The sequence below is a fragment of the Polyangium sp. 15x6 genome, from assembly GCF_029960785.1.
In the GTDB taxonomy this organism is placed as follows: Bacteria; Myxococcota_A; Polyangia; order Polyangiales; family Polyangiaceae; genus Polyangium.
In genome coordinates this window covers 55249-79698 of record NZ_JASBQE010000054.1, presented here as the reverse complement: position 1 = coordinate 79698, position 24450 = coordinate 55249, and the positions used below count along the sequence as shown (strand labels likewise).

General features: G+C 68.6%; 21 protein-coding genes and 1 pseudogene. 14 read left to right on the top strand and 8 right to left on the bottom strand.

Annotated features, from left to right (window positions below; all coding sequences use genetic code 11):
• The first annotated feature begins 426 nt into the window (after positions 1-426).
• The 4 genes from QHF83_RS32380 (at position 427) to QHF83_RS32365 (ending at position 3306) form a co-directional block, all read left to right on the top strand.
• Positions 427-870 (top strand): hypothetical protein, encoded by a 444-nt coding sequence (locus QHF83_RS32380; RefSeq protein WP_282421868.1) that lies wholly within the window; start codon positions 427-429, stop codon positions 868-870.
• Positions 871-928: 58 nt separating this feature from the next.
• Positions 929-1237, top strand: a complete 309-nt coding sequence (locus QHF83_RS32375; protein ID WP_282421867.1) for a hypothetical protein — start codon at positions 929-931, stop codon at positions 1235-1237.
• 68 nt (positions 1238-1305) lie between these two features.
• The gene (locus tag QHF83_RS32370) at positions 1306-2361 is read left to right on the top strand and encodes a DUF2806 domain-containing protein (RefSeq protein WP_282421866.1); all 1056 of its coding nucleotides are present in this window, start codon (positions 1306-1308) and stop codon (positions 2359-2361) included.
• Between the two features lie 75 nt (positions 2362-2436).
• On the top strand, positions 2437-3306 hold the full coding sequence (locus QHF83_RS32365) for a restriction endonuclease (RefSeq protein ID WP_348980490.1): 870 nt from the start codon (positions 2437-2439) through the stop codon (positions 3304-3306).
• A gap of 13 nt (positions 3307-3319) precedes the next feature.
• Here QHF83_RS32365 and QHF83_RS32360 read toward each other — a convergent pair whose 3' ends face one another.
• The gene (locus QHF83_RS32360) at positions 3320-3826 is read right to left on the bottom strand and encodes a hypothetical protein (RefSeq protein ID WP_282421864.1); all 507 of its coding nucleotides are present in this window, start codon (positions 3824-3826) and stop codon (positions 3320-3322) included.
• A 417-nt stretch (positions 3827-4243) separates the two neighbouring features.
• Between QHF83_RS32360 and QHF83_RS32355 the strand changes: the two genes are divergently transcribed.
• Entirely contained in the window at positions 4244-4630 is a 387-nt protein-coding gene (locus QHF83_RS32355; RefSeq protein WP_282421863.1) for a hypothetical protein, read from the top strand.
• Positions 4631-4759: 129 nt separating this feature from the next.
• Here the strand turns inward: QHF83_RS32355 and QHF83_RS32350 are convergent, their stop codons facing one another.
• Both QHF83_RS32350 and QHF83_RS32345 read right to left on the bottom strand, forming a co-directional pair.
• Complete coding sequence (locus QHF83_RS32350) at positions 4760-5068, bottom strand: hypothetical protein (RefSeq protein WP_282421862.1); 309 nt, start codon at positions 5066-5068, stop codon at positions 4760-4762.
• Positions 5069-5684: 616 nt separating this feature from the next.
• On the bottom strand, positions 5685-6119 hold the full coding sequence (locus tag QHF83_RS32345) for a hypothetical protein (RefSeq protein ID WP_282421861.1): 435 nt from the start codon (positions 6117-6119) through the stop codon (positions 5685-5687).
• Positions 6120-6611: 492 nt separating this feature from the next.
• Here QHF83_RS32345 and QHF83_RS32340 point away from each other — a divergent pair, with 492 nt between their 5' ends.
• From QHF83_RS32340 to QHF83_RS32325, 4 genes and pseudogenes are all read left to right on the top strand, one after another.
• Positions 6612-7481, top strand: coding sequence for a hypothetical protein (locus QHF83_RS32340; RefSeq protein WP_282421860.1), 870 nt, complete (start codon positions 6612-6614; stop codon positions 7479-7481).
• A gap of 86 nt (positions 7482-7567) precedes the next feature.
• Positions 7568-9022, top strand: a complete 1455-nt coding sequence (locus tag QHF83_RS32335; protein ID WP_282421859.1) for a DNA-3-methyladenine glycosylase 2 — start codon at positions 7568-7570, stop codon at positions 9020-9022.
• Positions 9019-9525, top strand: a complete 507-nt coding sequence (locus QHF83_RS32330; protein WP_282421858.1) for a methylated-DNA--[protein]-cysteine S-methyltransferase — start codon at positions 9019-9021, stop codon at positions 9523-9525. The genes QHF83_RS32335 and QHF83_RS32330 overlap by 4 nt, the downstream gene beginning before the upstream one ends.
• A 101-nt stretch (positions 9526-9626) precedes the next feature.
• Positions 9627-11189: pseudogene (locus QHF83_RS32325) on the top strand (carboxyl transferase domain-containing protein); the annotation flags it as partial.
• A 9-nt stretch (positions 11190-11198) separates the two neighbouring features.
• Here the strand turns inward: QHF83_RS32325 and QHF83_RS32320 are convergent.
• Positions 11199-12140, bottom strand: coding sequence for an alpha/beta hydrolase (locus tag QHF83_RS32320; RefSeq protein ID WP_282421856.1), 942 nt, complete (start codon positions 12138-12140; stop codon positions 11199-11201).
• A gap of 277 nt (positions 12141-12417) precedes the next feature.
• On the opposite strand from QHF83_RS32320, the gene QHF83_RS32315 reads away from it, so the two are divergent.
• The 3 genes from QHF83_RS32315 (at position 12418) to QHF83_RS32305 (ending at position 16665) form a co-directional block, all read left to right on the top strand.
• Positions 12418-14724 (top strand): hypothetical protein, encoded by a 2307-nt coding sequence (locus tag QHF83_RS32315; RefSeq protein ID WP_282421855.1) that lies wholly within the window; start codon positions 12418-12420, stop codon positions 14722-14724.
• A gap of 138 nt (positions 14725-14862) precedes the next feature.
• Positions 14863-15627 (top strand): YchJ family metal-binding protein, encoded by a 765-nt coding sequence (locus tag QHF83_RS53555; RefSeq protein ID WP_348980489.1) that lies wholly within the window; start codon positions 14863-14865, stop codon positions 15625-15627.
• 102 nt (positions 15628-15729) lie between these two features.
• Positions 15730-16665 (top strand): hypothetical protein, encoded by a 936-nt coding sequence (locus tag QHF83_RS32305; RefSeq protein WP_282421853.1) that lies wholly within the window; start codon positions 15730-15732, stop codon positions 16663-16665.
• 6 nt (positions 16666-16671) lie between these two features.
• Here the strand turns inward: QHF83_RS32305 and QHF83_RS32300 are convergent, their stop codons facing one another.
• Positions 16672-17940: a tetratricopeptide repeat protein gene (locus QHF83_RS32300; protein ID WP_282421852.1), complete on the bottom strand. Its 1269-nt coding sequence runs from the start codon at positions 17938-17940 to the stop codon at positions 16672-16674.
• Positions 17941-18026: 86 nt separating this feature from the next.
• Between QHF83_RS32300 and QHF83_RS32295 the strand changes: the two genes are divergently transcribed.
• A complete protein-coding gene (locus QHF83_RS32295) occupies positions 18027-19583 on the top strand; it encodes a S8 family serine peptidase (protein WP_282421851.1) in 1557 nt (518 codons plus the stop codon).
• Here the strand turns inward: QHF83_RS32295 and QHF83_RS32290 are convergent.
• On the bottom strand, positions 19532-21109 hold the full coding sequence (locus QHF83_RS32290; RefSeq protein WP_282421850.1) for an MXAN_6640 family putative metalloprotease: 1578 nt from the start codon (positions 21107-21109) through the stop codon (positions 19532-19534). The two genes, QHF83_RS32295 and QHF83_RS32290, sit on opposite strands and share 52 nt — an antisense overlap.
• A gap of 20 nt (positions 21110-21129) precedes the next feature.
• Positions 21130-21951 (bottom strand): HmuY family protein, encoded by an 822-nt coding sequence (locus QHF83_RS32285; protein ID WP_282421849.1) that lies wholly within the window; start codon positions 21949-21951, stop codon positions 21130-21132.
• Positions 21952-22011: 60 nt separating this feature from the next.
• Here QHF83_RS32285 and QHF83_RS32280 point away from each other — a divergent pair, with 60 nt between their 5' ends.
• The gene (locus QHF83_RS32280) at positions 22012-22872 is read left to right on the top strand and encodes a helix-turn-helix domain-containing protein (protein WP_282421848.1); all 861 of its coding nucleotides are present in this window, start codon (positions 22012-22014) and stop codon (positions 22870-22872) included.
• Between the two features lie 371 nt (positions 22873-23243).
• Here QHF83_RS32280 and QHF83_RS32275 read toward each other — a convergent pair whose 3' ends face one another.
• Positions 23244-24440 carry a ferritin-like domain-containing protein gene (locus tag QHF83_RS32275; protein ID WP_282421847.1) on the bottom strand — a complete coding sequence of 399 codons (1197 nt, stop codon included), beginning with the start codon at positions 24438-24440 and terminating at the stop codon, positions 23244-23246.
• Positions 24441-24450 lie beyond the last annotated feature (10 nt).

Sequence of the window (24450 nt, the reverse complement as noted above, 5' to 3'; positions counted from 1 at the left end):
GGTTATTGTGCGGCTGCGACGAACCCGCCGAGCGCACGCCGGCGCGGCGAGCATGCGCGTGCCGCGCACGTGGCGCCTGCCATGGGCGCGGATGGTCGTCCAGACGGTGGTGGGCGAGGACTTACGAGCGTTACACCGATTGATCGTGGATCCCGCGTGGAAAAATCACGCGACCGTTAGGAGCAGCTTGACAGGCGTCCGGTCATCCAATCCAGTCTGGCCGGTTCGTCCTCCCTCTACGTGGGGAGGACAAACGAAAGTGCCCCCGGAAGAGCTGCAATCTCCGCCGGGGGCGATGGCCGACAACCCCTTGGAACCGGAGCATCAGCCGATGAACGATCTACACCGCCGCCCTGAAGACATCCACATCGATCTCAGGCGGATGACGTGAGCGGGCCCGGCCGAAGAGCCGGGCCCCCCAACGAGATGGAGCGCTGGCTACCCGAGCTGATTCGGGTCGCAAAGGCCGTGCTCCATCTTATGGGGGTGTCCCGCGATCACGCGGACGATCTCGTGCAAGAACTCATTCTCGCCCTCCTGGTCGCGAAACAGGAGGGGCGCATCCGCGACCCACCGGACCGAATTGCCCTTCTTGGGTGGGTCCGCGTCGTGGCGTCGAGGATGGCCTACTGGCATCGTCCGAAAGCTCGCCGGGACGCTGGCCTCTTCGTGGTCCGCGACGTCGAGCAGCTCCCCGGCCCCCACCCCGACGGACCCCTTGAAGCCCGTGCAGAGCTGAGGCGCATCGAGAGAAGGATGAAGCCGAAGCAGCTCGACCGTCTCCTGGCTGATGTCGCCGGTGAAGACCCGGGCGTGACCAGGTCGGCGATCTGCGTGTACCGGAAGAGGGCCAGGGGCCGGCGACGCTGACCAACCCCTGTTCGGGGCCCTGGGCGACGGGCTCTTGCTCCGGTACAGTGCCCCAGCCATGGCGAAGCTCAACGGACGAATCCTGTGGGTCGGTCATGACGACCCGTCGCCCGTGCGTGGGGCGATCGTGTCCGAAGACAAGATTGCTTTCGACGCCTCGTCCGGCGAGTACGACTACACAGTGACACTGACCCCTGTTCAGAACTCTCCCTCGATGTGGAAGGGTCGGTGGAAGTGCGCCCTCCCTCGCGAGGACGGCCACGTGGACGCTCGGCTCTACAAGTGCGTCGACGGCGGGGTCGTGCTCGTCGGCAACTGGAGGGAGGACAACACCGACCACTGGTGGTTCATGGAGCTTCGGCCGTAGACCGGCCACCCGAGGCTGCGCACCCGGGGGCTTCCCTTCTTCGTGCCCCTGGGTACAGTGGCCCGGCTATGACCGGTCAGTTCAACATCAACCTCGGCTTCGACAAGCTCTTCGAGATGATCCAAAGCCTCTTCGGACCTGGCGTGATCCGCCGGCGATCCGCAGCAGAAACTGCGGCCAGGCTGTCCGCCGCCCAGACGGATATCGAGGTGCGGAAGCTCGGCGTCACGGCCGAGTACGAAGAGAAGAAGGCTCGTGTGCTGGCTGAGCGCGACTTCCGACAGTTCGAGGAGAAGCTACGAGCCGAGGAACTGCCGCCGGCCGTCGAGGCAGAGATCATCGATGTACCGATCATCTGGGAGCCCGAGCCGGAGATCGTCGTTGCCGATGCTCACCGCAGGCCGTTCGAGTACATCGAGCAAAAGAGGCTCCGGAACATCAAGCAGGTGACGCACGAGGCGGTGAACGTCCTCAAGACGCTGCCCGAGCACCATGAAGTCGCGGAGCAACCCGTCGACCCCGACTGGACTGCGCGGTTCTTTGATGACGTGAAAGACGTATCAAACGAGGACATGCAGAAGCTTTGGGGCAAGCTTCTCGCTGGCGAGATTGTTCAGCCTGGTAGGTTTTCGTTGCGCACGCTGGAGGTGCTACGGAACCTCACCTCGGCTGAGGCCCAGCTCTTCCAGCGTTACCTGTCGTTTTGCGCTGACAATGGCCAGGTATTCACGTTTGCTGAGCCCGCGTTGGAACACGCGTGCAGTTACCGATACGTGGAGCTTATGAAGCTTGTCGAATGCGGACTCTTTCATTCTCCAAGTGCGTTTCAAGGAGGACCCGGCACCGCGTTGATACTCCCGTTCCGGGATAAGCGCATCAAAATGGTTGGCGGCCGGAACATGCTGTGGACTGCGCACATGTATACCCTTACGGGGGTTGGTATCGAGTTGGCCAATCTTGGGTTGCCCTTGGCTGACGAAGCGTTCGTGCGTGCCCTGGTCAATATTCTCGTAGGGGCGGGCATGACGGCAGAGATTATCGACAATCCCCTACCGGAGACATCTGAGGACGACCAGCCGACGAAAGCAGAAGGATCGACGCAGCAACCGCCGTCCACCACTTGACCAGGAAGCGCCATGACCGACCCTTCATCGAAGCCGGAGCCCAAGGGACCACTCTACGAGCGTCTCGTGGCCGCTGTGCAGAAGAAGCTCGACCCGGGTGCCCATGTGGAGTGGGACGTCAGGGTTCGCGCTCGAAGCGGAGCCATCCGGCAAATCGATGTGGTGCGGGGCAAGCTCGGTACTGCCGACGTCGCCGTTGCCATCGAGGCCAAGGATCGGAACAAGCCGGTCACCATCAACATGGTGGGAGACTTCTTCGTCGCCTTCACCGGCATCGGCGCGAAGCACGGGATCATGGTCTCGAACCTTGGCTTCACCGAGGATGCTCTCCTGGAGGCCAAGGAACGAGGTATCACTACTTGCATCCTACGCCTCGCGAATGACGAGGACTGGGGCCGCTACCTTCGAGATTTCCAGCTCACTATACAATCGAGGACGCTCCTTTATCAGGACGCCGAGATCGTCATGGCGAACGGGGAGCGGCATCCGGTTTCGCAGGGGGGCATGGAGTTCATGTTCGACCGGCGAGGCAACCACGTGTTCTTCGACGAGCACGTGAACTCGTGGCTGGACGACAACCCGTGGGAGGAGGGAGACCTCATCGAGATCGCTCCAGGCAGGCCACTACGGTTCCGCAGGAACGAGCAGGAGGACTTCGTCGACGTCACCGAGCTCCGCTTTCGTCCCACATACAGCGATGGGATGACGATGGAGCTACAGAAGCGTCGCCCGGAGGACTGGGTGTACGTCCAGCAGACGCCGGACGGGTTCCGCGACGAGAGGAGCTTCTTCGTGTTCGCGAAGCTGGAGAAGCTCGCCGACGAGTTCAAGGCGGCCAGAGCTGCGCGAAAGCAGACGAAGAAGGCAGGCTCGAAGGTCACCGCCAAGAAGACCACTGCGAAGAAGCGCACCTCGAAGCGGACGCGGAAGAAGTCCTCGCCCTAGTCGACGGGGAGCGCTACTTCGACGTCCCCTGGAAGCCGTTCTCCAGGTCGAATCCGTCCATCTTTGCCTTCGCGAGGCCCGCCTCCAGGTACTCGTCGAGCGGGGACTTCTCGACGATCGACATGACGACTCTCTTGTTTCCCACCTTGCCGCGGTAGGTGGTGAGCAGATCGGTATTGTCGCGCCCTGCATACATCACGGCCGCCAGCTTCCAGACGTCCTCTTGGGGGATGGCAAATATCGCCTCGTTGAAAGCCTTATCGCACGGCGGCGGGGACTCTAGGTCTTCGATTGCGTGGTCGAGTGCTTCCCCGGTGGAGCTTCGCGTTCGATAGCGAGGGTCGGCCTCGTACTCCTCCCTGCGCGCCTTCGCCAACCTGATGAACAGCAGGACGAGCGCCTCGAATCGGCCCACCGGAGGTCCTTCGCCCGCGGACCGAACGTGGCGGGCTGCCGTCTGGTAGCTCTCCCCGGTCTTCGCCATGCGGTCGCGAACGAGCTTCTTGAAATTGCTGGGCATGAGCATCTTCCTCGTCAACCACGAGCGTCGCAGCCCCCCCTGCCGACGCTCATGGTGAAGAAGACGCACCTAGCCCGGCTCTGAGGACATCCCTCTTCGCCCCGCGCCGAGGGTCCTGGGGGGCGGACCGAGGCGGGGTAGTGCTGGAGCGGCAGCGAGGACGATGTTGCCCGGCGGAGGTGGTCTCGTCAAGTCGACTCTCCAGCGGCGCCGAGCTGCGGGAGGACGGGGCTCCCCCACGTGGAGGGAGCCCCCGTCGGTTCACGTCAGCAGCTCGGACGCGGGCAGACCGTAGTATTCGGCGCCTTCGATGTCTCTCATGTCGTAGATCTGGTAAGCAACGAGGCCCGGACCGCAGTCCAAGTAAGTGAACCACTCCTCCGGCCGATTTGAAGGCGACGAACAAGGGTAGGAGCGATGCTCGAACTGCTCATCAAGAACGGGGACACGCTGATTCCGATCCTGATCGGCCTCGGAGTGACGATCCCGATCCTGATCCTGATCGGGATCGCCTGGACGCTGCACAAGTGGGGACCTGGACTCGTGGAGTCGTACAAGGCTCGCTCGATGGCGCTCGTCAACGCCGTCGAGAAGACGATCCCGGATGCGATCCGCGATTTCCGAGAGGGTCTCTCTGGGGCCGAGACGCGCATCACGACGCACGTGTCACGGGAGGTCGGGACTCTCCGCGAGGAGATGCACGACCTCCGGGCCCAGAAGATCGACGAGAAGCTCGAACGACTGGCCGGTCGCTCTTCCCCCGACCTCTCCGAGCCCGCCCCCACGTCACGCCGAGTCCAATGATCCGTGGAGTACGTCTGCGCGGTCCTGTCATCGATCGGGGCGGCTAGCCTAGCGTTTGCCGCCTTTCTCGGTCTCAGCGGGATTCGTCACGTTTTCCGTCTCCGTCGTCTCTCCCGAGACGTGGAGACCTCAATGCTCGCTCTTCTCGCTCTGCTGCGGGAAGAGGCACGCCAGGCAGAGCAGCGCATATGCCGTCAGGTTGACGGCATTTACGTGGGCCCAGCTCGGGGCCCACAGTGCGATTGCGGAGCCGCTCAGGCCCACCGCAAGTAGCACGAGCAGCATCCCCTCCTCCCTCCGCATCGTCCGCCCTTCTCGGACGACCCTTCCCACCATCGCCAGCATCAACGCCACGTGGCCCGTGAGCAACGCGGCCACGTAGAAGCGCAAGAGCGCGTTTCCCGACAGCTCGGGGGAGGCCACGGCTACGAATGCCATGACGGCCGCCCGGGCGAGGAGGGCAGCCCGCTGGATCGTTTCCATCCTAGGTACCGCGGAGGCCGGACCGGGCCGTCCTCGTGTTCCGGCGGAGCACCTGGAGGAACTCGTGCGTCTGGGGACGGAGTTCGTGGAACCGGGTCTTCAGATGGCCGTTCCTTGGGCCTGTCGTCAGAACGTTGTTGAGCATACGTTGTGTTGCATTGCATTGGCGTCTTGTGTCTCCTGGTTTTGCACCTCCAACAGATAGATCCACGTGCAACGGACCTTTTCGCCTCGAAGATCATCGGATCCGGCGTAACCGAGAACCAAAGCGGAAGCGACACGGGACAGTTACAACGTCGGTAGAAGTACGGCCCCTCAATCAGCAGGACCATCTCGGTCACGACTGTGGGTCGAGATGGTCCTGCTGAACGGAGGTGATCTGTGGATCCGCTTACTGCGTTTCTTCTCGGTGTGCTCGTAGGCATCTTCTTCGCGCTCGGCTTCCCCCCCGGCCCGCCGCCGCCGGTTCGCTACCCCCGCCTTCGCATCGCGGCCTAACCACGGAGGAGGATGATGACGACGGCCGAGGGAGCGCCCCGTTTGTGGGCGTCTCCCTCGGCCGTCGTGCCGGTCAGGCTGCGAGCCGTTCAAGCGGCGGCGAGGTCGATCTCGGGAAGCAGCATGAATGGCTGCCCGCTGGGGACGCTGAATTGCCAAGTTCGATACCGAACAGTCTGCCAGGGGCCGAAACACCGATCAGCCGCATCCGACGCTCTCCGGGCGTCGGCAGCGGCGAAGCGGTCAGGCCGTTCGGGAAGAGCTCTTGGATGAACCGCCGCGCCTCGATCGGGTTGCGGCCGATGCTCTCCCGCAGCTCTTCGAGCCGTCGCCGCGCCTCGGTCTCGAGCCGCCGGACCTCGAGGTCCATCGCCGCCGGAACCGTCTTGGCCGTCCGGAGCCGCGCCTCGAGCGCTGTCAGCTCCTTCTGACGTTCGCCCACCTTGGTGAAGAAGACGCCTCGCGCTTCCGCGGGCGCTTCGAGGGCGAGCTCGGCGAACTTGTCCACGTCGGCGCGTAGCCTGGCCGCTTCCCGCTCCCAAGCCTCGATCTCGGGCGGCGCCGCGAGGTGCGGCGGCCGGGCTTCGTCTCCCCAGGCGCGCACCGAGCTGCGCCTCGACGAGGCCGCCACGTCGTACGCGAGCTCGCGGCAAGTGCCCTGCGGATCCGCTCGGCCGTGCCAGGGCTCGGCCCCCTCCGCGGGATTGGGGCCCAAAGCTCCGGCGGCGAGGCTGGCGAGGCAGCGGGATATGAATGCGAGAAGCCCCGAGCGTTCTGCGGTCGAGAGGTTCGTCCGGGGCGCTGTTTGCGCGCGGCTCCCCTCCGCTCCCCCCGAACCTCAGAGCTCCGCGACGGCCTTCCGCGTTTTGCTGACGAGCCGCTCCGAGGAGCGCGGGGCCGAGGCGGTCGGTCTTCGAGGCGCCGCTCTGCCCTTCGATCCCGGAGGCTTCCCCTTGCAAAACCTGCCTACCGGGGCATACAGTCCCCAACCGAACAGCGAATGGACGAAGAGAAGCGCCGCAAGCTCATCGCGACCGATGCGCGGGCGAGGATCGTTTTTGCGACGGTTGCCCTCATCCTCCCGCTCGTGCTCGCGCTTCTGTTTCGACGCCAGGAGCTGAGGCTCCGCGCGCTCGCCGATCATGGCCGCGCCGGCACCGCGACGCTCACGGCCGTCACCCGACAAGGTTCGGCCTCGGTTGCCCATTACCGCTACGAGATCGGCGGCGTCGTTTACACGTGGAACGTCGACCGAAAGAAGCTCCCAGGCGCGCCCGGTGAAACCTTCGATATCACGTATCTCCCCGAAGACCCGTCCCTCAGCCGTCCCGGCTCCTATTCGAACGTCGAGCTCGACGCCGAGCTCAATCTGCCTTTCCGGCGAGGTTTCCCGCTCGGGATCTTCGTCCTCTTCGGCTCCGCCGCCGCGCTTTGTCACCGCAACGTCCGCCGCCTCCAGAATGGTGCGCCTCTTTCCACCAAGCCTCGGATCTCGCCCGACGGCGCGGGGCGAATCGTCGCGGCCCTGCTCCTCGCTTGCTTGCTCGTCGTGAACCTCGATCCCAAGGTCCGCGCGGTGCAAATCGCCGCGTTCGGGCCGGCGCTGTTCGGGCTGCCCGCATGGCTCGTGGTCGCGCTTGCCGAAATCGCGCTGTTCGCGCCGTTTTTCTGGGTGTTTCCGCATTTGATGCGGCTCGTCCTCCACCGATACGCGCAGGGCGGGTCGCTCTCGAAGCTCGGGATCGTGCTCGCCGTCGCCCAGGCGGGGCCGGAGGAGAGGCGGTCGCGGCTCGTCGTCCTCGCCGGGCTCGTCTATTTCATCGCGCTCGTGACTGCCTGGATCGTGTTCGCCGAGAGCCGCGGGATCTGACGGCCAGCGGACCGACGCATCGAGATCGCTGTCGCGTCCGAAAACGGCCAGACATCGGGACGCGGGCACGCTACGAGGGGAGGGCGATGATGGATGCGGAGACCTGCTACCGAGCCCTCTGCGCGCGTGATGAGCGCTTCGACGGGCTATTTTTCGTGGCCGTACAGACGACCGGCATCTACTGCCGGCCCGTTTGCCGGGCCCGGACCCCGGCGCGTGATCGGTGCGTGTTTTACCGGTCCGCCGCGGAGGCGGATCGGGACGGGTTTCGCGCGTGTTTTCGCTGCCGGCCGGAGCTCTCGCCGGGCGGCGCGCCGCAGGACTCCGTGCCGCGCCTCGTCCGCGCCGCGCTCGCGCGAATCGAGGGCGGGTTTCTCGACGAGGGATCCGTCGATGACCTCGGGCGCGTGCTCGGCGTGACCGGGCGACACCTCCGGCGCGCCATGGAAGCCGAGCTCGGCGTGGCGCCCGTCGAGCTTGCTCAATCGCGCCGCCTCGCGCTCGCGAAGCAGCTCTTGCAGGATTCGTCGCTGCCGCTCACCGAGATCGCGTTCGCGAGCGGGTTCGGGAGTGTTCGGCGATTCAATGCGCTGTTTTCCGCTCGGTTCGGCAGGCCGCCGTCCGCGCTCCGGCGCGCGCTCGGGGAAGCGGAGGCCGGCGCCGCCATCACGTTGCGGCTCGATTATCGGCCGCCGCTCGATTGGGACGCGCTGCTCACGTTCCTCGCCGCCCGCGCGATTGCTGGCGTCGAGGCCGTCGAGGGCGGCGTGTATGCCCGCTCCGTGCGGCTCGGCGAGCGGACCGGGTGGGTGCGGGTGATGCCCGCGCCGCAGAAAAACGCGCTCCGGGTGGAGGTCGCGCCCGAGCTCGCGGGCGCGCTCGGGCTTCTGCTCGGCAGGCTGCGCGCGCTCTTCGATCTCGACGCGCATCCGAAGCTCATTGCGGAGGCGCTCGGCCGTGATCTGCTCCTCGCGCCGCTCGTCGCGCGTCATCCAGGGCTCCGCGTGCCGGGCGCGTTCGACGGCTTCGAGGCGGCGGTGCGCGCCATTCTCGGCCAGCAGGTCTCGGTGCGCGCGGCGACGACGCTCGGCGGGCGCATCGCGAAGCAATTCGGAACGGCCCTGGACACGCCGATCGCCGGCGTGACGCACCTCTTCCCACCGGCGTCCGTGCTCGCCGAAGCGCCCCTTCCCGACATCATTCGAATTGGATTGCCCGCGGCCCGTGCGGGCTCGATCCAGGCGCTCGCGCGCGCCGTCACGCAGGGCGACGTCCGGCTCGAGCGCGGCGAGGATTTCGAGGCCGCCACGGCCGCGCTCGTCGCCTTGCCGGGTATCGGCGCGTGGACGGCCCAGTACCTCGGCATGCGTGTGTATCGGTTTCCGGACGCATTTCCAGCCTCGGATCTCGGGGTGCGGAAGGCGCTATGCGTGAAATCGACGCGCGAGGCGGAGGAGCGCGCCGCGGCCTTCAGGCCGTGGCGGGCCTATGCGGTCATTCATCTCTGGCAGAGCCTTTCAGAAGGAGCATTCAAGGAATGAATATTTTGTATGAACGCCGTATTTCGAGCCCTCTCGGCGAGCTCCGCGTCGTCGCTTCGGACGAAGCGCTCGTGGGCGTGTACCTGCCTGGGCACAAGGGCGCGCCGGTCATCCTGACCCGTGATGGGCGGGAGCATCCCGTCCTCGGCGAGGCCGCGCGCCAGCTCACGGAATATTTTGCCGGGGAGCGTGCGTTTTTCATGTTACCGCTCCAGCCTCGGGGAAGCGATTTTCAGCGCGAGGTCTGGCGCGCGCTCCTCGAAATCCCCTTCGGCGAGACGCGATCTTACGCGGAGCTCGCGCGGGCGCTCGGTCGGCCGCAAGCCGCGCGGGCCGTCGGCGCGGCGAATGCGAAGAACCCGATCAGCATCATCGTGCCCTGCCACCGCGTCATCGCGGGCGACGGCGCGCTCACGGGTTATGCGGGCGGCATCGAAGCCAAACGGTGGCTCCTCTCGCACGAGCAAGAGCGCCACGCGTCGCCGAGCCCCACCCTTCACTGAGCCTCTCGGCGCTCCGATCGCAAGTCCCTGGACACGCGGGGACCGTCTCTGCGATCCTGCCGGCGCCGATGAGTGAATCCAGAAATCCCGCGCATGGCCCGGACGAAGCTCCGGTGCGGCCCGAGCTCTCCGAGCTTCGCGCGCGCCTCCACGCGACCACCGACGCAGGCCGGCCCGAGGCCGTCCTGCGGCGGCGCAAGACCGGGCAACGGACGGCGCGCGAGAACATCGACGATCTCGTCGATCCGGGCAGCTTCGTCGAATACGGCGCCCTCGCATTGGCCGCGCAGCGGCAGCGGCTCTCGGTCGAAGAGCTCGTGCGGGCGAGCCCCGCCGATGGAATCGTCTGCGGCGTCGGGAGCGTGAACCGCGCGCTCTTCGACGACGAGAGCGCGCGCACGCTCGTGCTCGCCTACGATTACACCGTCTTCGCCGGAACGCAGGGCGGCATGGGGCACAAGAAGCTCGATCGCATGCTCGCGCTCGCCGCGCAATGGCGCGTGCCGGTCGTGCTGTTCGCCGAAGGGGGAGGGGGGCGGCCCAATGACACCGACATGCCGCTCGTCGCGGGCCTCGATACGTCGAGCTTTCTCTCGTTCGCCACGCTCTCCGGCCTCGTCCCGCGCGTCGGGATCGTCTCGGGCCGTTGCTTCGCCGGGAATGCCGCGCTGCTCGGCTGCTGCGACGTCATCATCGCGACCGAGGACAGCTCGATCGGCATGGGCGGGCCCGCGATGATCGAGGGCGGCGGGCTCGGGAAATACACGCCCGAGGAGGTCGGGCCGATCGACGTGCAGAGCAAGAACGGCGTGGTCGACGTGCGCGTCCGGGACGAGGCCGCGGCGGTCGACGCCGCGAAGAAGTATCTCGGTTTTTTCCAGGGCCCGATCGCCGACTTTTCGTGCGCCGATCAGCGCGTGCTCCGTGACGCCTTGCCGGAGCGACGGCGACGGGCCTACAAGATCCGGCCGATCATCGAGACGCTCGCGGACACCGGCTCGGTCCTCGAGCTCAGGCGTGAGTTCGGCACGAGCCTCGTGACCGCGCTCGTGCGTATCGAGGGCCGCCCCTTCGGGCTCCTCGCGAACGACCCGTATCGCCTCGCCGGCGCGCTCGACGCCGACGCCTCCGACAAGGCCGCGCGATTCATGCAGCTCTGTGACGCGTTTGGCCTGCCCATCATCTCCCTCTGCGACACGCCCGGCTTCATGGTCGGCCCCGAGGCCGAAAAGACCGCGCTCGTGCGCCATACCTCGCGGATGTTCGTGGCGGCGGCGAGCCTGCGGGTCCCGTTTTTCACCGTGGTCCTCCGCAAAGCGTATGGCCTCGGCGCGCAGGCCATGGCCGGCGGGCATCTACACGCTCCGTTTTTCACGATTGCCTGGCCGACGGCCGAGTTCGGCGGAATGGGCGTCGAGGGGGCGGTGCGGCTCGCGATGCGCAAGCAGCTCGACGCCATCGAGAACCCCGAGGAGCGCGAGGCGACGTTTCAAGCGATGGTCGCGCACGTATACGAGCGCGGGAAGGCCATCAACACCGCCTCGTTCCTGGAGCTCGACGCCGTCATCGACCCGGCCGAGACGCGCACCTGGATTCTTCGTGGGTTGAAATCGGTCCCGACGCCGGCGCGCCCCGAAGCGCGGCGGTTCATCGATACCTGGTGAGGGTTTTCCTCAGCGGAACAAGGCCGCTCGCAGCGACGCCGCGCAAAGCGCGACGGCCGTGTTCGCCTCGTCGAACACCTTTCCCATCGGCACGAAGCCGTGCACCTGCCGCTCGAAGCAGACGTAACTCGCTTTCGAGCCCGCCGCGGTGAGGCGCTCGGCGTATTGCAACCCCTCGTCGCGCAGCGGATCGTAGCCGGCCGTCAGCACGAGCGCGGGCGGCAGGTTTTCGTGGCTCGGGTGGAGCAGCGGCGAGGCGCGCCAGTCGAGGTCGTGCGCGGGGTCGCCGATGTAATGGTCGTGGTAATACGTGATCGAATCACGCGTGAGCAGGTAGCCCTGGCCGTTCGTCGTGTGCGAGGGCGCGATGCGGCGCATGTCGGTCGCCGGGTAAATCAAGAGCTGGAACGTGATCCCGAGATCCCCCGCGTCGCGCGCGGCGAGCGCGACCACGGCGGCGAGATTGCCGCCCGCGCTGTCGCCGCCGACCGCGATGCGCGTCCCGTCGATCCCGAGCGCTTCGGCATTGCGCTGCACCCAGTACGTCGCGGCCAGACTGTCGTCGACGGCGGCGGGAAACCGGTGCTCGGGCCCGAGCCGGTAATCGACCGACACGACCGCGCAGCCGGCGCCATTCGCGAGGGTTCGGCAGAGCGTGTCGTGCGTGTCGAGATCGCCGATCGTCCAGCCGCCGCCGTGGTAATAGACGAGCCCGGGCAAAACTGTGCCGGTCGTCGTACCCGCGGGGCGGTACAGTCGAAGCGGGATCCTGCCGTGCGGCGCGTCCGCGTGGAGATCCCGCACCTCGGCGACCGCGGGCGGTTCGGGCTGCGTGAATCCGCGGCGCTCGCGGTACGCGCGCCGCGCATCCTCCGGCGAGAGCGTATGCGCAGGCGGCATGCCGCTTCGTTCCATGAAATCGATCAGGGCCCGGGCCTGGGGGTGCAACATGGGAGCCGGATCAGCGCATCAACTCGGCCGCGCGGTCAAGAACGAAGCGCAATCTTGACGGCCGGGCGCCCAAGCGGTCTCCTTGCCGTTCATGGCTCGCGAACGCTCCCCCCGCCTGCGCTTGGTCTTCCTGGCCCTCGGGGGCCTCGCGGCCGCCTGTGGGCCTTCGCCCCGAGCCCCCTCGCGCCCGGCGACCTCCTCGCAGCGCCCCTCGGGCCTCGCCGTCGCGACCTCCCCGACCGCCTCGACGCCGCGCCCGCTCATCCTTTGCCCAGGCGTGTCCGCAGAGACCACACCCGATCGCGGCTGGTTTGCGCTCGGCACCTCGGCGCCGCCGTCCTCCGCCACGCCCGCGCCGAGTCCCGGCGTCGTCTCTCCGTCCGCGGGCCCCGGGGCGACGCCGAGCGCCGTGTACGATGCCGAGGGGCGGCTCGTCGTCGCCTGGGCAGCGGCGCCCGGCGTCCGCTTGCGCAGGCTCGAAGGAGGGCGTTTCCAGGACTTGCCGCCCATTTCCGCGCAGAACGTCGGGGGGTTTGGCGCCGTCATGCTCGCACGCGATTCGGCGGGGCGCGTGCTCGTGTATTTCTTCGAAGACACGCGCGCGCGGGTCCATCGCATCGAAGGGAATACCGTGGTGGATCTCTCGCCGAAAACGCCGCCGCCCGCCCGGGTGTTCAGCATTCCCGGGCCGCCACGGATCGTTGCCTGTCCTGCATTGATTCAACCCATCGCGCCGGCCCAGCTCGCGGTGGACGGCGAGGGCCGGCCCATGGTCGCCTGGGCCGAGGCAGGGATCGGCGCGATGCGCGCCGTCGTGCACCGGTGGACCGGCGCCGCGTGGGTGACGTGGTCGTTCCCCGGAATCGGGCCCATCGATGATTGCGCGCCCCATACGAAGAGCGTCACCTTGACGCCGGATCCCAAGGGGCATCCCTACATCACGTTCCGGGACAAGCGGGCCATCAGCGTCCTTGCCTGGACCGGCAGCGCATTCACCACGGAGTCCTCGCTCTTACCCGAGCACGACGCGATTTACATGAGTGATCCCTGGCTCGCGTTCGGACCGAAAAACGTACACTGGAAGGCGTGGAACGAGCAGATCACCGGCAATGGCGGGCTCCGGTATCGGGTGCACGTGTGGCGGAGCGACGAAAAGGGCTCCCGGGAAGCGAAGCAGCCGGCGGATCGGCCGCTCTTCGGACAAATCCTCGCGTTCGCCGGCGGGGCACGTCCGCGGATCGCCGTGCTCGATACGAGCGGCACTCGCTCCGAGCTCCGGGTCGTGGCATGGGAAAACGACACGCCCGTCGAGCTCACGGGAGACCCGGGCGCCGCGGATTTTCCGCCCGCGCGGAGCCACGGGTCGCCCTCCGTGGCTTTGCCCGAGGGTTCGGCCCCGCCCGCGGTCGTGTATCGCGGGGGAAACGAGATCGCCGCGCGGATCTGGTCTGCGGGGGCGTATCACGCGCCGGGAGGGGCCGCGGAGCCCGAAGACGGGCTCGGTCGAGGCGTGGCCGAGGGGATTGCGCCGGCGCTCGCGATGCGCGGAGGCAAGATCGCCGTGGCTTGGCTCGTGGACGGCGCGAAGCGCACGATCGTCGTGCGTCGCTGGACGGGCTGCGCGTGGGAGACGGCGCCCGAGCTCCCGCTGGAGCCGGGGCGTCCGGGGTCCGGGCTCCGTCCGGCCATCACGATCGACGCCGAGGGGCGGGTCCTTCTGGTATTCTCCACGTCCGCCGGGGGAGCGATGGTGGTGGCCCGCTGGGGCGGGCGTTCGTGGGAGCTCTTGCACGTGCCTCGAAATGGGGCGGCGCCGGGCGGGCACCACGCCGGGCAGGCGCTCGCCTTTGGTGTCGAAATGGATGGCTCCGGAGCGCCCGTGGTTGCCTGGGCAGACCGGGCGAACGGCAAGCTCGGCCTTTCGCGTCATCTGGAGCAGGGGCAAGACTTTCGGCTGATTTCTTCGGATCACGCGCCCGTCTACATCACCCCGGCGATGACCACGGACGGCGCGGGGAGGCCCGTCGTCGGCATGCTCGATTGGAAGGATCGCAGCGCGTTCGTCGGATACACGAGGCGCCTCGAAGGGGATCGATTCGTGGATCTGCCTCCCTGGACCAGCGCTGCCACACCGAACAGCGGTTTTCCCCCCGAGCGATTCGACCTCGCGGCCGGCCCTTCCGGCGAGGTGGCCCTGGCATTCCGGTGGAACCCCGCCGAGGCGCCTTACGTGGCCCTCTTCAAGGGTTCGTCCTGGACCACCCTTTCCGCGCCGGGCGCGGCGGGGGCAGGGGACGCGCCGGGGCCCGGTGGGAGCCCAGCGATCACGTTCGACAAAGCCGGCGGGCTGCGTCTCGCCTATGCCGATCGCGCCTCGGGCGAGGTGCTGGTCAAGCGGTTCGTCGGGGGTGCTTGGAGCACCAACGAAGCAGGCGCGACGCCGGGCGATTCCGTCTCGCAGAGCGAGGGCGCGTCGGTGGATCCGGCCATCGCCGCGTCAGACGAGGCCGTCTGCGTCGCCTGGTCGGAGCGGGAAGGGGGCGAGGGGCGCGTGCTCCTTCGATGTCGTCGCTACGAGCATTGAGCTCATCTGGGAGGCGTTTCGCTGGGGCGTTGCCCCAGGCCCCACCGGGGCTGTCCGCCCCTGGACCCGGACCAGCGCAAGCGCTGGACCGTTTGTCGATGAACTGCGCTTCGCGCAGTTCATCGAACAGGCCGAGGAATGACCCTCGCCAACCCAGGCAGCCGCGCTGACCTTTCGACCGGCGACGCTGTCCCACCGGCCCGTTGGAAGAACTGCGCATCGCGCAGTTCTTCCACCCCGAGTCCAGGGCTTGCCCTGGTTCGGGTCGAGGGGCGAACAGCCCCCGCGGGGCCCGGGGCAGAGCCCCGGCGCAGCGGCCCCAAGAAGCTTGCCCGTCGACCCGCTCGACGTCGATCCGCCGCTGGGGCACACGTGGCTCTGAACGTTTGGCCCCCCGACGCCCCGCTTCTGCTACGGTGCACCCTCGCGATGCCTCCAACCCGAGATTGTCCTTGCTGCTCCGGTTTGCCCTATGCGCGCTGCTGCGCGCCCTATCACCGCGGAGAACGTGAGGCGCCTAACGCCGAAGCGCTGATGCGCTCGCGTTTTTCGGCGTATGCGCGCAAGGAATCGGCGTACGTCCTTCGCACGCTCCACCCGGATCACGAGGATCGCAAGCGGCCGGAGGCCGAGGTCATGCGCGAGATCCGGGACGCCACGTCGACGCTCAAGTTCATGCGCCTCGACGTGCTCGACCACGACGGCCCGGACGAGGCCGGTTTTTCGCACGTCCTCTTCCACGCGCGGGTGTTCGAGAAAGGCCAGGACCGCTCGTTCCTCGAGCTCAGCGAATTCGCGCACGACGGCGTGGGCATTCGTTATCGAAGCGGCCGGCAGATCGCCGCCGCGAAGGTGGCCGATCCCAAGGCCCTCACGATCGCCGCGTTCCGCGCCCTGTTGTAGAGCTCGCCCGGATTTCCGTCCCCGCACATGGCTTCCCCCGCCCGGACGGAGACGGTGCGATGAATTGGACGGCGTCACACGCTCGGGTAGAGTGCGTCGCGGATGACCCCTGCCACGCGACAGCGCCTCGCGACCATCCTCGAGCGTGAGCTCGACGCGGCCGCGGTCCAGATCGTCCCGAACGCGAACGGCGCCGATCCCGGCACGGACGGGGATGCCAAGACCCTGCGCTGGGACCTCGGCCGCGGGCGTCAGCTCGTCGTCACGTTCGCCACGCCAATCGTGGACCGCGCGGAGAAAGAAGCGCGGCTCGCGACCCTCATCGAGTCGTTCGCCGACCTCTTCGGCGAGGTCGCCGCGGAGGTGCCACGTCCGCGCCCCGAGCCCGCGGAAGCGCTGCGGGTCGAGCTCTCCGCGCTCGCGGGCCGCGCGGGCGCGCTCGGGGCCCTGGTCATCGACGCCACCTCGCCCGTCGTCTGGGGCGCCTCCGAGGCGCCCACGGGCACGGACGACCCCGAGGCCGAGGCCCGCGTCGCCGAGACCTTCGCCCGCGCCCACGCGGCCGGCATCTCCTGGGTCGAGCTCGTACGCAGACCAGGCAGCCTCACGATTCCCCCGCCAGGCGAGCGCAAGGAGCCCGAGGAGCCGTCCGCCCGCCGCTTTCGCCTGGTCCCCCCGGTGGACGAGCTCGCGCCGCTCTCGGCTGAGGATCGCGAGGCGATCGGCCGCCGCGTCCAGCTCGCCCGCGCGGCCATCACGCGCGTCCGGAAAAACCCCACCATGGCGGAGCTGCACCGGGGCGAGCACCTGCACGAGGCCGTGCTGGAGGAGGGGCTCGGCTACCTGGCGCGGTCGTTCGCGACGATCTACGTGCTCGTGCTCGTCTACCCGGGCCCCTTCGACGAGCTCGGCGCCGAGCGCGCCGTCACGCGGACGCTGCCGGCCATCGAGCGGCTCGTCGTGGCCTTGCCGCCGGACGACGCGCCGACGCACGGCAGAGGGGCCGTCGTGGCATTGCGACCGCGACGACGAAAATGACCCCCGTCACAGCGGGTGTGATCCCACGAGCGCCGCCACGCTGGCCGGCGGCTTCCCGCCGGTCACGCTCACCTCGGCCTTGCCGTCGCCGAGCTTCACGTCGAGCGCCCATCCTTCCTTGATCGGCAATCCCTTCGTCATGAGCTTGCGCGTCTCGGCGTCGGGCGTGAATCCTTCGAGCTGCATGCGGTCGCGGATGTACGTGCGCTCGACGGGCACCGTGAGCGGGCATTTCCATTCCGTGGTTTTCCCCTGAGGCGGCACGCACAGCGTCACGGTCCGGACCGTCTCCTCCTCGTATTCGTCGATCCCCATGTCCGAGTCGTGCCGATCGCGCCGCGCCTCGAACCAGAGCACCGTCGTCTTGCCGGCCGTCTTTTCGGTCACGGTGGGAATCGTCAGCTCCTCGTAAATGCCGAACGCGCCCGGGTTGTACGTCGATCCGATCTTCCCGACCGGCAAGAAGCCCTTTTCCCCCTTGGCGACGAGGATCCAGTCCGTCTGAAACACGCCCGTCTGCGCCTCCAGCAACGTGAGCTCGGGCCGCGGGAGCTTTGGTTCTTTCACGGGCTCGCAGGAACGCGGCGATTCCGGGTCGCCCGGCTCGGGCTTCGTCAGGCAGGCGCAGACGTCGGCGATCTTGACCGCCGCGGTCTGGCAGGGCAGGGGCTCGGCCTTTGGGGGCGCGGGCGCCTTCTCTTTTTTCGAGAGCTCCGCGAGCCGCTTCTCCACCGTCTCGTTCGGCCGGAGCGCGACCGATTGTCGATAATGGTCGAGCGCGGTCTTCGTCTCCTTGCGCTCCTCGGCGATACGGCCGAGGTTGTAATGCGCCATCGCCTGGAGCTTCGGGCTCGTCGTGCGGCGGAGCGCCTCTTCGTTCGACTTCTTCGCCCGTTCGAGCTCGCCGGCCTTGAAGGCCGCCCAGCCGAGCTCCGTCAGCGCGGGCGCGTCGCCCGGCACCGCCTCGAGCGCTTTTTCGAACGCCTTGATCGCCTCCGGCCATTGCGACTTCCCCGCGAGGAGCCGGCCTTCCGCGAGTTGCTTCCGGTACTCGCGCATCTTCTCGGGGCTCGGCGCCTCGCGGGTCTTCGGCCGCTTCGGCCGCGGAAGGTCCGCGCCGAGGGCCGAGCCAGTCGGGGCGACGGACGCCGTCGCGGAGGGCGTCGGGGCGAGGGGCGCGGCCGAAGGCGCCGGCTGCGGGGTGACGCCCCCGTCCTGGCAAGCCACGAGGGAGGCGAGGGCGGCGAGAGGAATCGAAGCGCGAATCGAGAGCATCGGGGGCTCAAAAAACAACAGCCCGCGCGCCCCGTCAAGGCTCGGCGTACACTGCGCCCTGGACCCCTCGCCCCCGGAGGCCCCGCATGTCGCCCCGAATCCCACACGCTTGCACGATGCTCCCGCTCCTCGCGACGCTCCTCGCCGCGCCGCTCGCCCACGCCGCGCCTCCGCCCGCGGCGACGACCTTCCTCGACGGAGACCGCGCCGTCACGGCCGAGCGCCTCGGCGCGGCGGCCCTCGATCCGCGCGGCAGGAGCCTCACGCCCGTTCGCCTCCGCTACGGGTCGCGGTCGTTCCTCGCCTCGATCGATCACTCTGCCGTCGTCTGCCTCGATCCGGGCGGTGAAGAGGCCCTCGCCCGCCGCGGATATCGCCTCGTCGAGCCGCTCATGCCTTCGATCGGCCTCTGGCTCGCGGAGGACACGGCCGGCGAGGACGGCCTCGCCATCGCCGCCGCGCTCGCGAGCTCCGAGGCGCGCTCCGAGGGCGTGCGTGACGCCGTCCCGAACCTCTACGTCCGCATGGAGCGCCGCGGCGAACCGTTTACCCCCGACGATCCGCGTTTCTCCGGACAATGGTATTTCGACGACGCCCGCATGCGCATGTCCGAGGCCTGGGGCCTCACGCAGGGCGATCCGAGCACGACGGTCGTCGTCATCGACAGCGGCTGCGATTTCACGCACCCCGATCTCCAGGGCAAGTTCGATCCGGGCGTCGACGTGGTCGACGGCGACGACGACGCGAGTTACGACCCGGCGTTCTCGGGCGCCGAGCACGGCACGGCGTGCGCCGGGATCATCGGCGCGGCCACGAACAACGGCGTCGGGATCGCGGGCGCCTGCCCCGAATGCCGCCTGCGCTGCGTCCGCATGCTGGCCGACGAGGCCACGCCGCTCTCCGCGCCGATCAAGGCCTTCGATTTCGCGCTGCAAACGGGCGCCGCGGTCGTCTCGAACAGCTGGGGATACGTCGAGGCCATGCCCGTCCCGGAGACGCTGCGCGACGCGATCGACAACGTCTTCGACAACGGCCGGGGCGGCAAGGGCGCGGTCGTGGTCTTCGCGGCCGGCAACGACAACCGCGAGCTCGGCGACGACGAGCTGAATGCCGTGCGGGGCGTCTTGACGATCGGGGCGATCAACCAGTTCGACGACAAGACGTTCTTCACGAACTTCGGCGCTTCGCTCGACCTCGTGGCGCCCATCGGCACGCTCACGACCGACATCGTGGGGCCGGGTGGGCTCGATCCGACCGATTACACGCTCAATTTCGGCGGGACGTCCTCCGCGTGCCCGGTGGCGGCGGGCGTGGCCGCGCTCGTCGCGAGCGCCGCGCCGGAGATGACGTCGGACGAAATCGTGAAATTGCTCGTCGAGACGGCGAGGCCCGCGCCATACGCGACGCCGGACGCGGCGGGGCACGACGTGGTGTTCGGTCACGGCATCGTGGACCCGGTCGCCGCGCTGACGGTGGCGCTCGAAGACGTGGAGGTGCTGCCGCACCTGCCGGATCAGCCCGTCGAGGAGGACGCGGGCTGCGCGTGCCGGGCGGGCCGGGCAGGCGGGGACGTGTGGATGGCGGGGGCGTTTTACGGGGTGGTGCTCGCGGGCCTGGCTTTGCGACGGCGCCCGCGGCGGTGACCGAGGAGCACGAGGGCCCCGAGCGCCGCGAGGCCGGGGCCCGCAGGGGCGGGCGAGAGCGCGCATCCGCAGCCGCCGGGGTCGTCGGTTCCGCTGCCGCCGCCGCTTCCGCCGCCGCCTCCGCCTCCGCTGCCGCCTTCGCCTCCGCTTCCGCCGCCGCCTCCGCTTCCGGAGCTCTGGACGGCGGTTTTGCAGGCCTCGACCTCGTCAGGGGCTCCGATGCAAAGGGTGGGCTTGCGGGAGTTGCCCGATTGCGCGCCGTTCACCACGACGACCACGAGATCATCGGCGCTCGATGTGTCGATCGGATCGACGCCCGCGCGCACGTCGAGCGCGCGAACGACGGGGCCGACCGTGGTGCCTGTCCGGGTCGTGACGAGCAACGCGAGATCATCGACCTGATCCGCGGCGTCCTCCGGCGTGGCGAGCGCGGCCGTCATTTGCGCCCGCCCGCCCGACCCGACCCGATAGTATTGTGAGGATGCGTAAAACACCCGCAGCACGTCGGTATACGGCGCGGCGACGCTCTCCATGTCGACGGGCGCATACTTCGCGCCGTTCGCATATCCGCGCGTCGGGTCGGCGCTCTGCGCCGTGAAGAGGTTCCACGTGGCGAACTCGACGAACGCCTCGGGGAAGGACACGCCAGCCGCCGCGGCGAGCGTCGGATCGAGCACGTCGAACCAGTCCGGATCGGCCACGCCGTCCACCCCGTCCTCGGTCTTTTCGAGGAGCGTGCGTACGGTGCCGTCGCCATGGCGCTCTTCCAGGAACTGGAAGAAGATCGCGGTGCCGTAGCTGAACGGATCCACGGGCCCGGGCAGGGGCACGTCGAGCGAGCGGTCGACGTTGTCGAGGTAGCCGTCGATGAACGCTTCGAAGTCGGGAAGCGTGGCGTCGAATGTCTCCGTGGCCCAGACGGCCGTCCCCTCGTTGAAAATGCTCCCCTGGTCGTGATCGTAGGCGGCCTGGATGGCGTGGAAGAGCTCGTGGCTGCCGAGGATACGGTTCGCCACGAGCGTGGACGGGTAGCCGTACCCCTTGTAATCGTTCTCCTGGACCATGTAGCCGGTGCATTGGCTCGGGTTGTCCGGCCCGCAGGTGTCGGTCTGGTAGACGCCGTCGCCGATGCCCGCGAAATCGACGAGGTAGACGTCGAACCGGCCGTCCCCCCCGTTGTCCGGCAGCCCCTCGTCGCTGCGCGGCGGCCGGAACCCCATCGCCTCGTAATGGCCGAGGACATCGTCGTAAACTGCCGCCACCTGCTCCACGAAATCAGGCACGCCCGAGCCGTCCGCGTCCGCCGTCGGCACCGCATTCGGGCCCGCGAGCGTGAAATGGACGAGGAACTTTCCCCCCGGCGAGGAGAACGCCTCCACGACGTCGCCCGGCTCGAAGTTGAACTGCAGCCCATTGCCCGGCGTATCCGGCCGGTCGAGCGGCGCGAGCGTCGGCGCGTCCCACGCGAGCGCCCCGGGCGCCGCGCCCTCCGACCCGCACGCGGCGAGCGTAAAGAGCGCGGCCATCGCGAGGAGGCGAGCCGCCCTCACGGCAGGAACGCCCAGCGGATGCGGTAGTTCCCGGAGCCGGTGTTCATCATCGGAATCATGTCCGTCGTGTTGCACTGCTCCTGCACATCGGGCGCGTAATACGAATCGAAGACGACCTTCACGTGCCGTCCGTCGGCGAGGCGCACGGCATACACGAAGCCGTTCATTTTCACGCATCCGTTGTAGTCCCAGAAATGGAGCGCGACCGCGGGCGAGCCCGGCAAGCCCGAGCCGTCCGGGATCATCTCGCAGCTCTGGGAGAAATACTCGTCGGCGCGGTACGGGACGCCGTCGGGCGCGGCCGTGACGTCCTCGTATTTCACGTCGGCGCCGGGCACGCGCGTGGCCGCGACGCAGGAGGGCCCGGAGTTGCCGCTGTTGATACGCACGGTGGAGCGCCGGAAGGCGATGTCCCACTCCATGGAGGTGAGCGACGCCTCGTCGGAGATCTCCACCTTCTGGAGGCCGGTTTCCGTGAACTTGCCGTACACGTACGAGTGCGGTTGGGGGGCGCCGAACCCGCCCGCGGTCGCGTCGATCCCGGAGGCGAACCCGTCGCCGTCCGGATCGCTCGTGATGAGCCCGGGGGCGGCCTCGGGTTGAAGGTTCATCTCCTGGAAGACCTGATCTTCACAAGGAATCGTGGTCGGCTCGGTGCAGCCGAGCATCGCGCCGCCGCCGCCGGCCCCGCCGGCCCCGCCGGCCCCGCCGCTACCGCCGGAGGCGCCGGCTCCCGAGGTGTCCGCCGGATCCGAACTGCAAGCGGGAAGAAGCACGAGAAGGGAGCCCAGAATGGAAATGTGGAGAAAAGAACGCATCGGAGCGATGCTACCACGAGATCCGTCCGTGCGGCGCGCGCTCTGGTAGGATGCCATCGCATGAACCGCAAGAGCTGGGAGGTTACGGGGCACGGCGGCGCGTTCGTCGCCCATCGGGCCGTCACCTGCGCCGAGAAGGCCCCGTCACGGCCCGCCACGCACGAGCATGCCGTCCTCTGCTTTTACGTCGGTGGCTCGGCGATCGTGGAGCAACGCGGGCGCCACACGCTCGGCGCAGGGGACGTGCTCGTGATCCCCGCGGGCGAGCCGCATCGCGTGCTCACCACCGAGAGCGCGGAGCTCTGGGGGCTCGGTCTCTGCGTTCCTTGCCTGCCTTCGCAAGAGCTCAAGCCGCTCCTCGCGCCGTTCGAGCGCGTGCGCGGCGGCGGGTCCGCCGTCGTGACCGTCCCTTCGGACCGGCACGAGCACCTCGTCGGTCTCTTCCGCGAGCTCGGCCGAGAGACGAGCGCCCCCCCGAGCCCCGCAGGCAAGCTCGTCGTGCAGAGCCTCGTCGCGCTCATCCTGGCCGAGGTGTTACGCGCGCAGCCGTTTCCCTCGCCCGGGACCACGTCCTCGAACCCGCCGCTCGTGGCAGAGGCGCTCGATTACATCGAGAAGCATTGCATGCAGCCGATCTCGCTCGCGGATGTGGCCGCGGCCGTGCGGCGCTCGCCCGCGCACGTGACGACGGCGCTCCGGCGCGCGACGGGAAAGACGGCGGGCGAGTGGATCGCAGCAGGTCGCGTCGCCGAGGCCGAGCGGCTGCTCATCTCGTCGGACGAGCGAATCGACATCGTCGCCGAGCGAGTCGGTTATGCAGACCCGACTCATTTCATCCGCGTCTTTCGCCGCGCGCGCGGCATGACGCCCGCGGCCTTCCGGGCGGCGCATCGCCGGGGTTTCACCCCGGACCCCGTCTGATTAACGATGGGGCTACGCTCGGCAAGCCGAGCTACGCCCCAAACCCCGGGGTTGTCCACCCCTGGACCCGGACCAGCGCAAGCGCTGGACCCGGGGTCGATGAACTGCGCAATGCGCAGTTCATCGAACGGGCCAGGTCAAGACCGGCGACGGGCTTGCCAGTCGAAACCGCAGCGTTGACGTGTCTGCTCGCGGGTAGGGCAGCGCTGCGGTCTTGGCTGGCAACGCGGCTTCGGGTCTTGCCCCGGGCCCGTCCGAGAAACCGCGCATCGCGCGGTTTCTCGGCCTTCGGTCCAGGCCGTGCCTGGTCCGGGGTGCAGGGGGCGGACAGCCCCCTGCTGGGGTGCGGGGCAACGCCCCGCTCTCCCCTCTCAGGCCGCTTCCACGAGCGCGCGGCCGAGCGGCAACACGACGTCGTCCATGGCGCGGACGAACGCGGCGCGGGCGTCGCCTCGCGGGACGTGGCCGTGCGCTGCGGCCACGTCGGCTGGGAGCGGCGGCTCTGGGGGCGGCGGAGGCAGACGGGCTGCGGCGTCGTGGAAGGCTTGCGCGACGGCGTCACGTACGGGTGCTCCGCCTGCGGCGATCGCGAAGGCGAGGACCCGGAACGCGAGTTCTGCGTGGCGCGACTCGTCCTCTGCGATGCCTGTGAGCACCTGACGCACGGCTGGGTCCGATGCGCGCTCGGCTTGCTCGGATGCGAGTACCGCTGCGAGCGTCTCGCCCACTGCGCCCTCGACCACCGTCGACACGGCGAGCTCCACGAGGCCCTCGCCCAGCGGCAACGACAGCGCCTCGGGCAACCCTCGCGGCGCGAGGGGAGCGCCTCGATAGGCTGCTGCGAGCGAAAGCGACAGCCGCGCGTGACGCACTTCGTCGAGGGCTGCCTCGTGCGCGGCTCGGACGAGTGATTCGTCGGCACCGTGTGCGAGCAACGCCAGGGCGAGACGCGAGAACGCGGCGACCGAGGCGTGCTCGAACAGACCGTCTCGGATCCAGCGCTCTGCGAGGGCCTCGCGTGCGTCGGCCGAGAGGCCTTCGACGTTCGGCGCGAGGGGCTCCTCGGACCAACCACGCCGCGCGGCCTCGACGGGCGCGATGGCGGGACCGTCTTCGGCGAGGAGCGGCCTGCCGACGGCACACACGAGCTCGATCGTGACATCGTAGCAACAGAGGCCATTGCCGCTCGGATCGGGCTTCGGGCCGACGTCGACCGAGTGCAGGCAGGAGCAGAAATCGAGGCTCTGCGCGATGGAGGGGTACGCCCCCTCCGCCGTCGGGCACGACGGGCTCACGTCCGACGGGATGCACGCGAGGAACGATGTGACCTCCCCCGTGCCGCCCTCGCATGCTGCGGGGCCCGTCGAGCTCGACGTCTCGGGGCCCGTCGACGAACTCACGTCCGACGACGAACCCGTGCCGCCCGCGCCGCCCGTTCCTGTGGTCTCGCTGTCGACGACCACCTTCGCGCCGCAGCCGACGAACGCGACGGGCGCGGCGAGCGTGACACCGAGCGCGGCTGCGACGCGCTGCGCGAGCTTCTTCCGAAAGATAAGCGAAACGTCCATCGCTGCATGA

Excerpts from the sequence above, each read along its gene's own strand:
- QHF83_RS32335 (WP_282421859.1), top strand. The coding sequence starts at position 7,568 with ATGATGGATGCGGAGACCTGCTACCGAGCCCTCTGCGCGCGTGATGAG.
- QHF83_RS32350 (WP_282421862.1), bottom strand. The coding sequence starts at position 5,068 with ATGGCATTCGTAGCCGTGGCCTCCCCCGAGCTGTCGGGAAACGCGCTC.
- QHF83_RS32355 (WP_282421863.1), top strand. The coding sequence starts at position 4,244 with ATGCTCGAACTGCTCATCAAGAACGGGGACACGCTGATTCCGATCCTG.
- QHF83_RS32375 (WP_282421867.1), top strand. The coding sequence starts at position 929 with ATGGCGAAGCTCAACGGACGAATCCTGTGGGTCGGTCATGACGACCCG.
- QHF83_RS32370 (WP_282421866.1), top strand. The coding sequence starts at position 1,306 with ATGACCGGTCAGTTCAACATCAACCTCGGCTTCGACAAGCTCTTCGAG.
- QHF83_RS32275 (WP_282421847.1), bottom strand. The coding sequence starts at position 24,440 with ATGGACGTTTCGCTTATCTTTCGGAAGAAGCTCGCGCAGCGCGTCGCA.
- QHF83_RS32340 (WP_282421860.1), top strand. The coding sequence starts at position 6,612 with ATGGACGAAGAGAAGCGCCGCAAGCTCATCGCGACCGATGCGCGGGCG.
- QHF83_RS32360 (WP_282421864.1), bottom strand. The coding sequence starts at position 3,826 with ATGCCCAGCAATTTCAAGAAGCTCGTTCGCGACCGCATGGCGAAGACC.
- QHF83_RS32290 (WP_282421850.1), bottom strand. The coding sequence starts at position 21,109 with ATGGCCGCGCTCTTTACGCTCGCCGCGTGCGGGTCGGAGGGCGCGGCG.
- QHF83_RS32295 (WP_282421851.1), top strand. The coding sequence starts at position 18,027 with ATGTCGCCCCGAATCCCACACGCTTGCACGATGCTCCCGCTCCTCGCG.
- QHF83_RS32330 (WP_282421858.1), top strand. The coding sequence starts at position 9,019 with ATGAATATTTTGTATGAACGCCGTATTTCGAGCCCTCTCGGCGAGCTC.
- QHF83_RS32305 (WP_282421853.1), top strand. The coding sequence starts at position 15,730 with ATGACCCCTGCCACGCGACAGCGCCTCGCGACCATCCTCGAGCGTGAG.
- QHF83_RS32280 (WP_282421848.1), top strand. The coding sequence starts at position 22,012 with ATGAACCGCAAGAGCTGGGAGGTTACGGGGCACGGCGGCGCGTTCGTC.
- QHF83_RS32300 (WP_282421852.1), bottom strand. The coding sequence starts at position 17,940 with ATGCTCTCGATTCGCGCTTCGATTCCTCTCGCCGCCCTCGCCTCCCTC.
- QHF83_RS32320 (WP_282421856.1), bottom strand. The coding sequence starts at position 12,140 with ATGTTGCACCCCCAGGCCCGGGCCCTGATCGATTTCATGGAACGAAGC.
- QHF83_RS32285 (WP_282421849.1), bottom strand. The coding sequence starts at position 21,951 with ATGCGTTCTTTTCTCCACATTTCCATTCTGGGCTCCCTTCTCGTGCTT.
- QHF83_RS32380 (WP_282421868.1), top strand. The coding sequence starts at position 427 with ATGGAGCGCTGGCTACCCGAGCTGATTCGGGTCGCAAAGGCCGTGCTC.
- QHF83_RS53555 (WP_348980489.1), top strand. The coding sequence starts at position 14,863 with ATGACCCTCGCCAACCCAGGCAGCCGCGCTGACCTTTCGACCGGCGAC.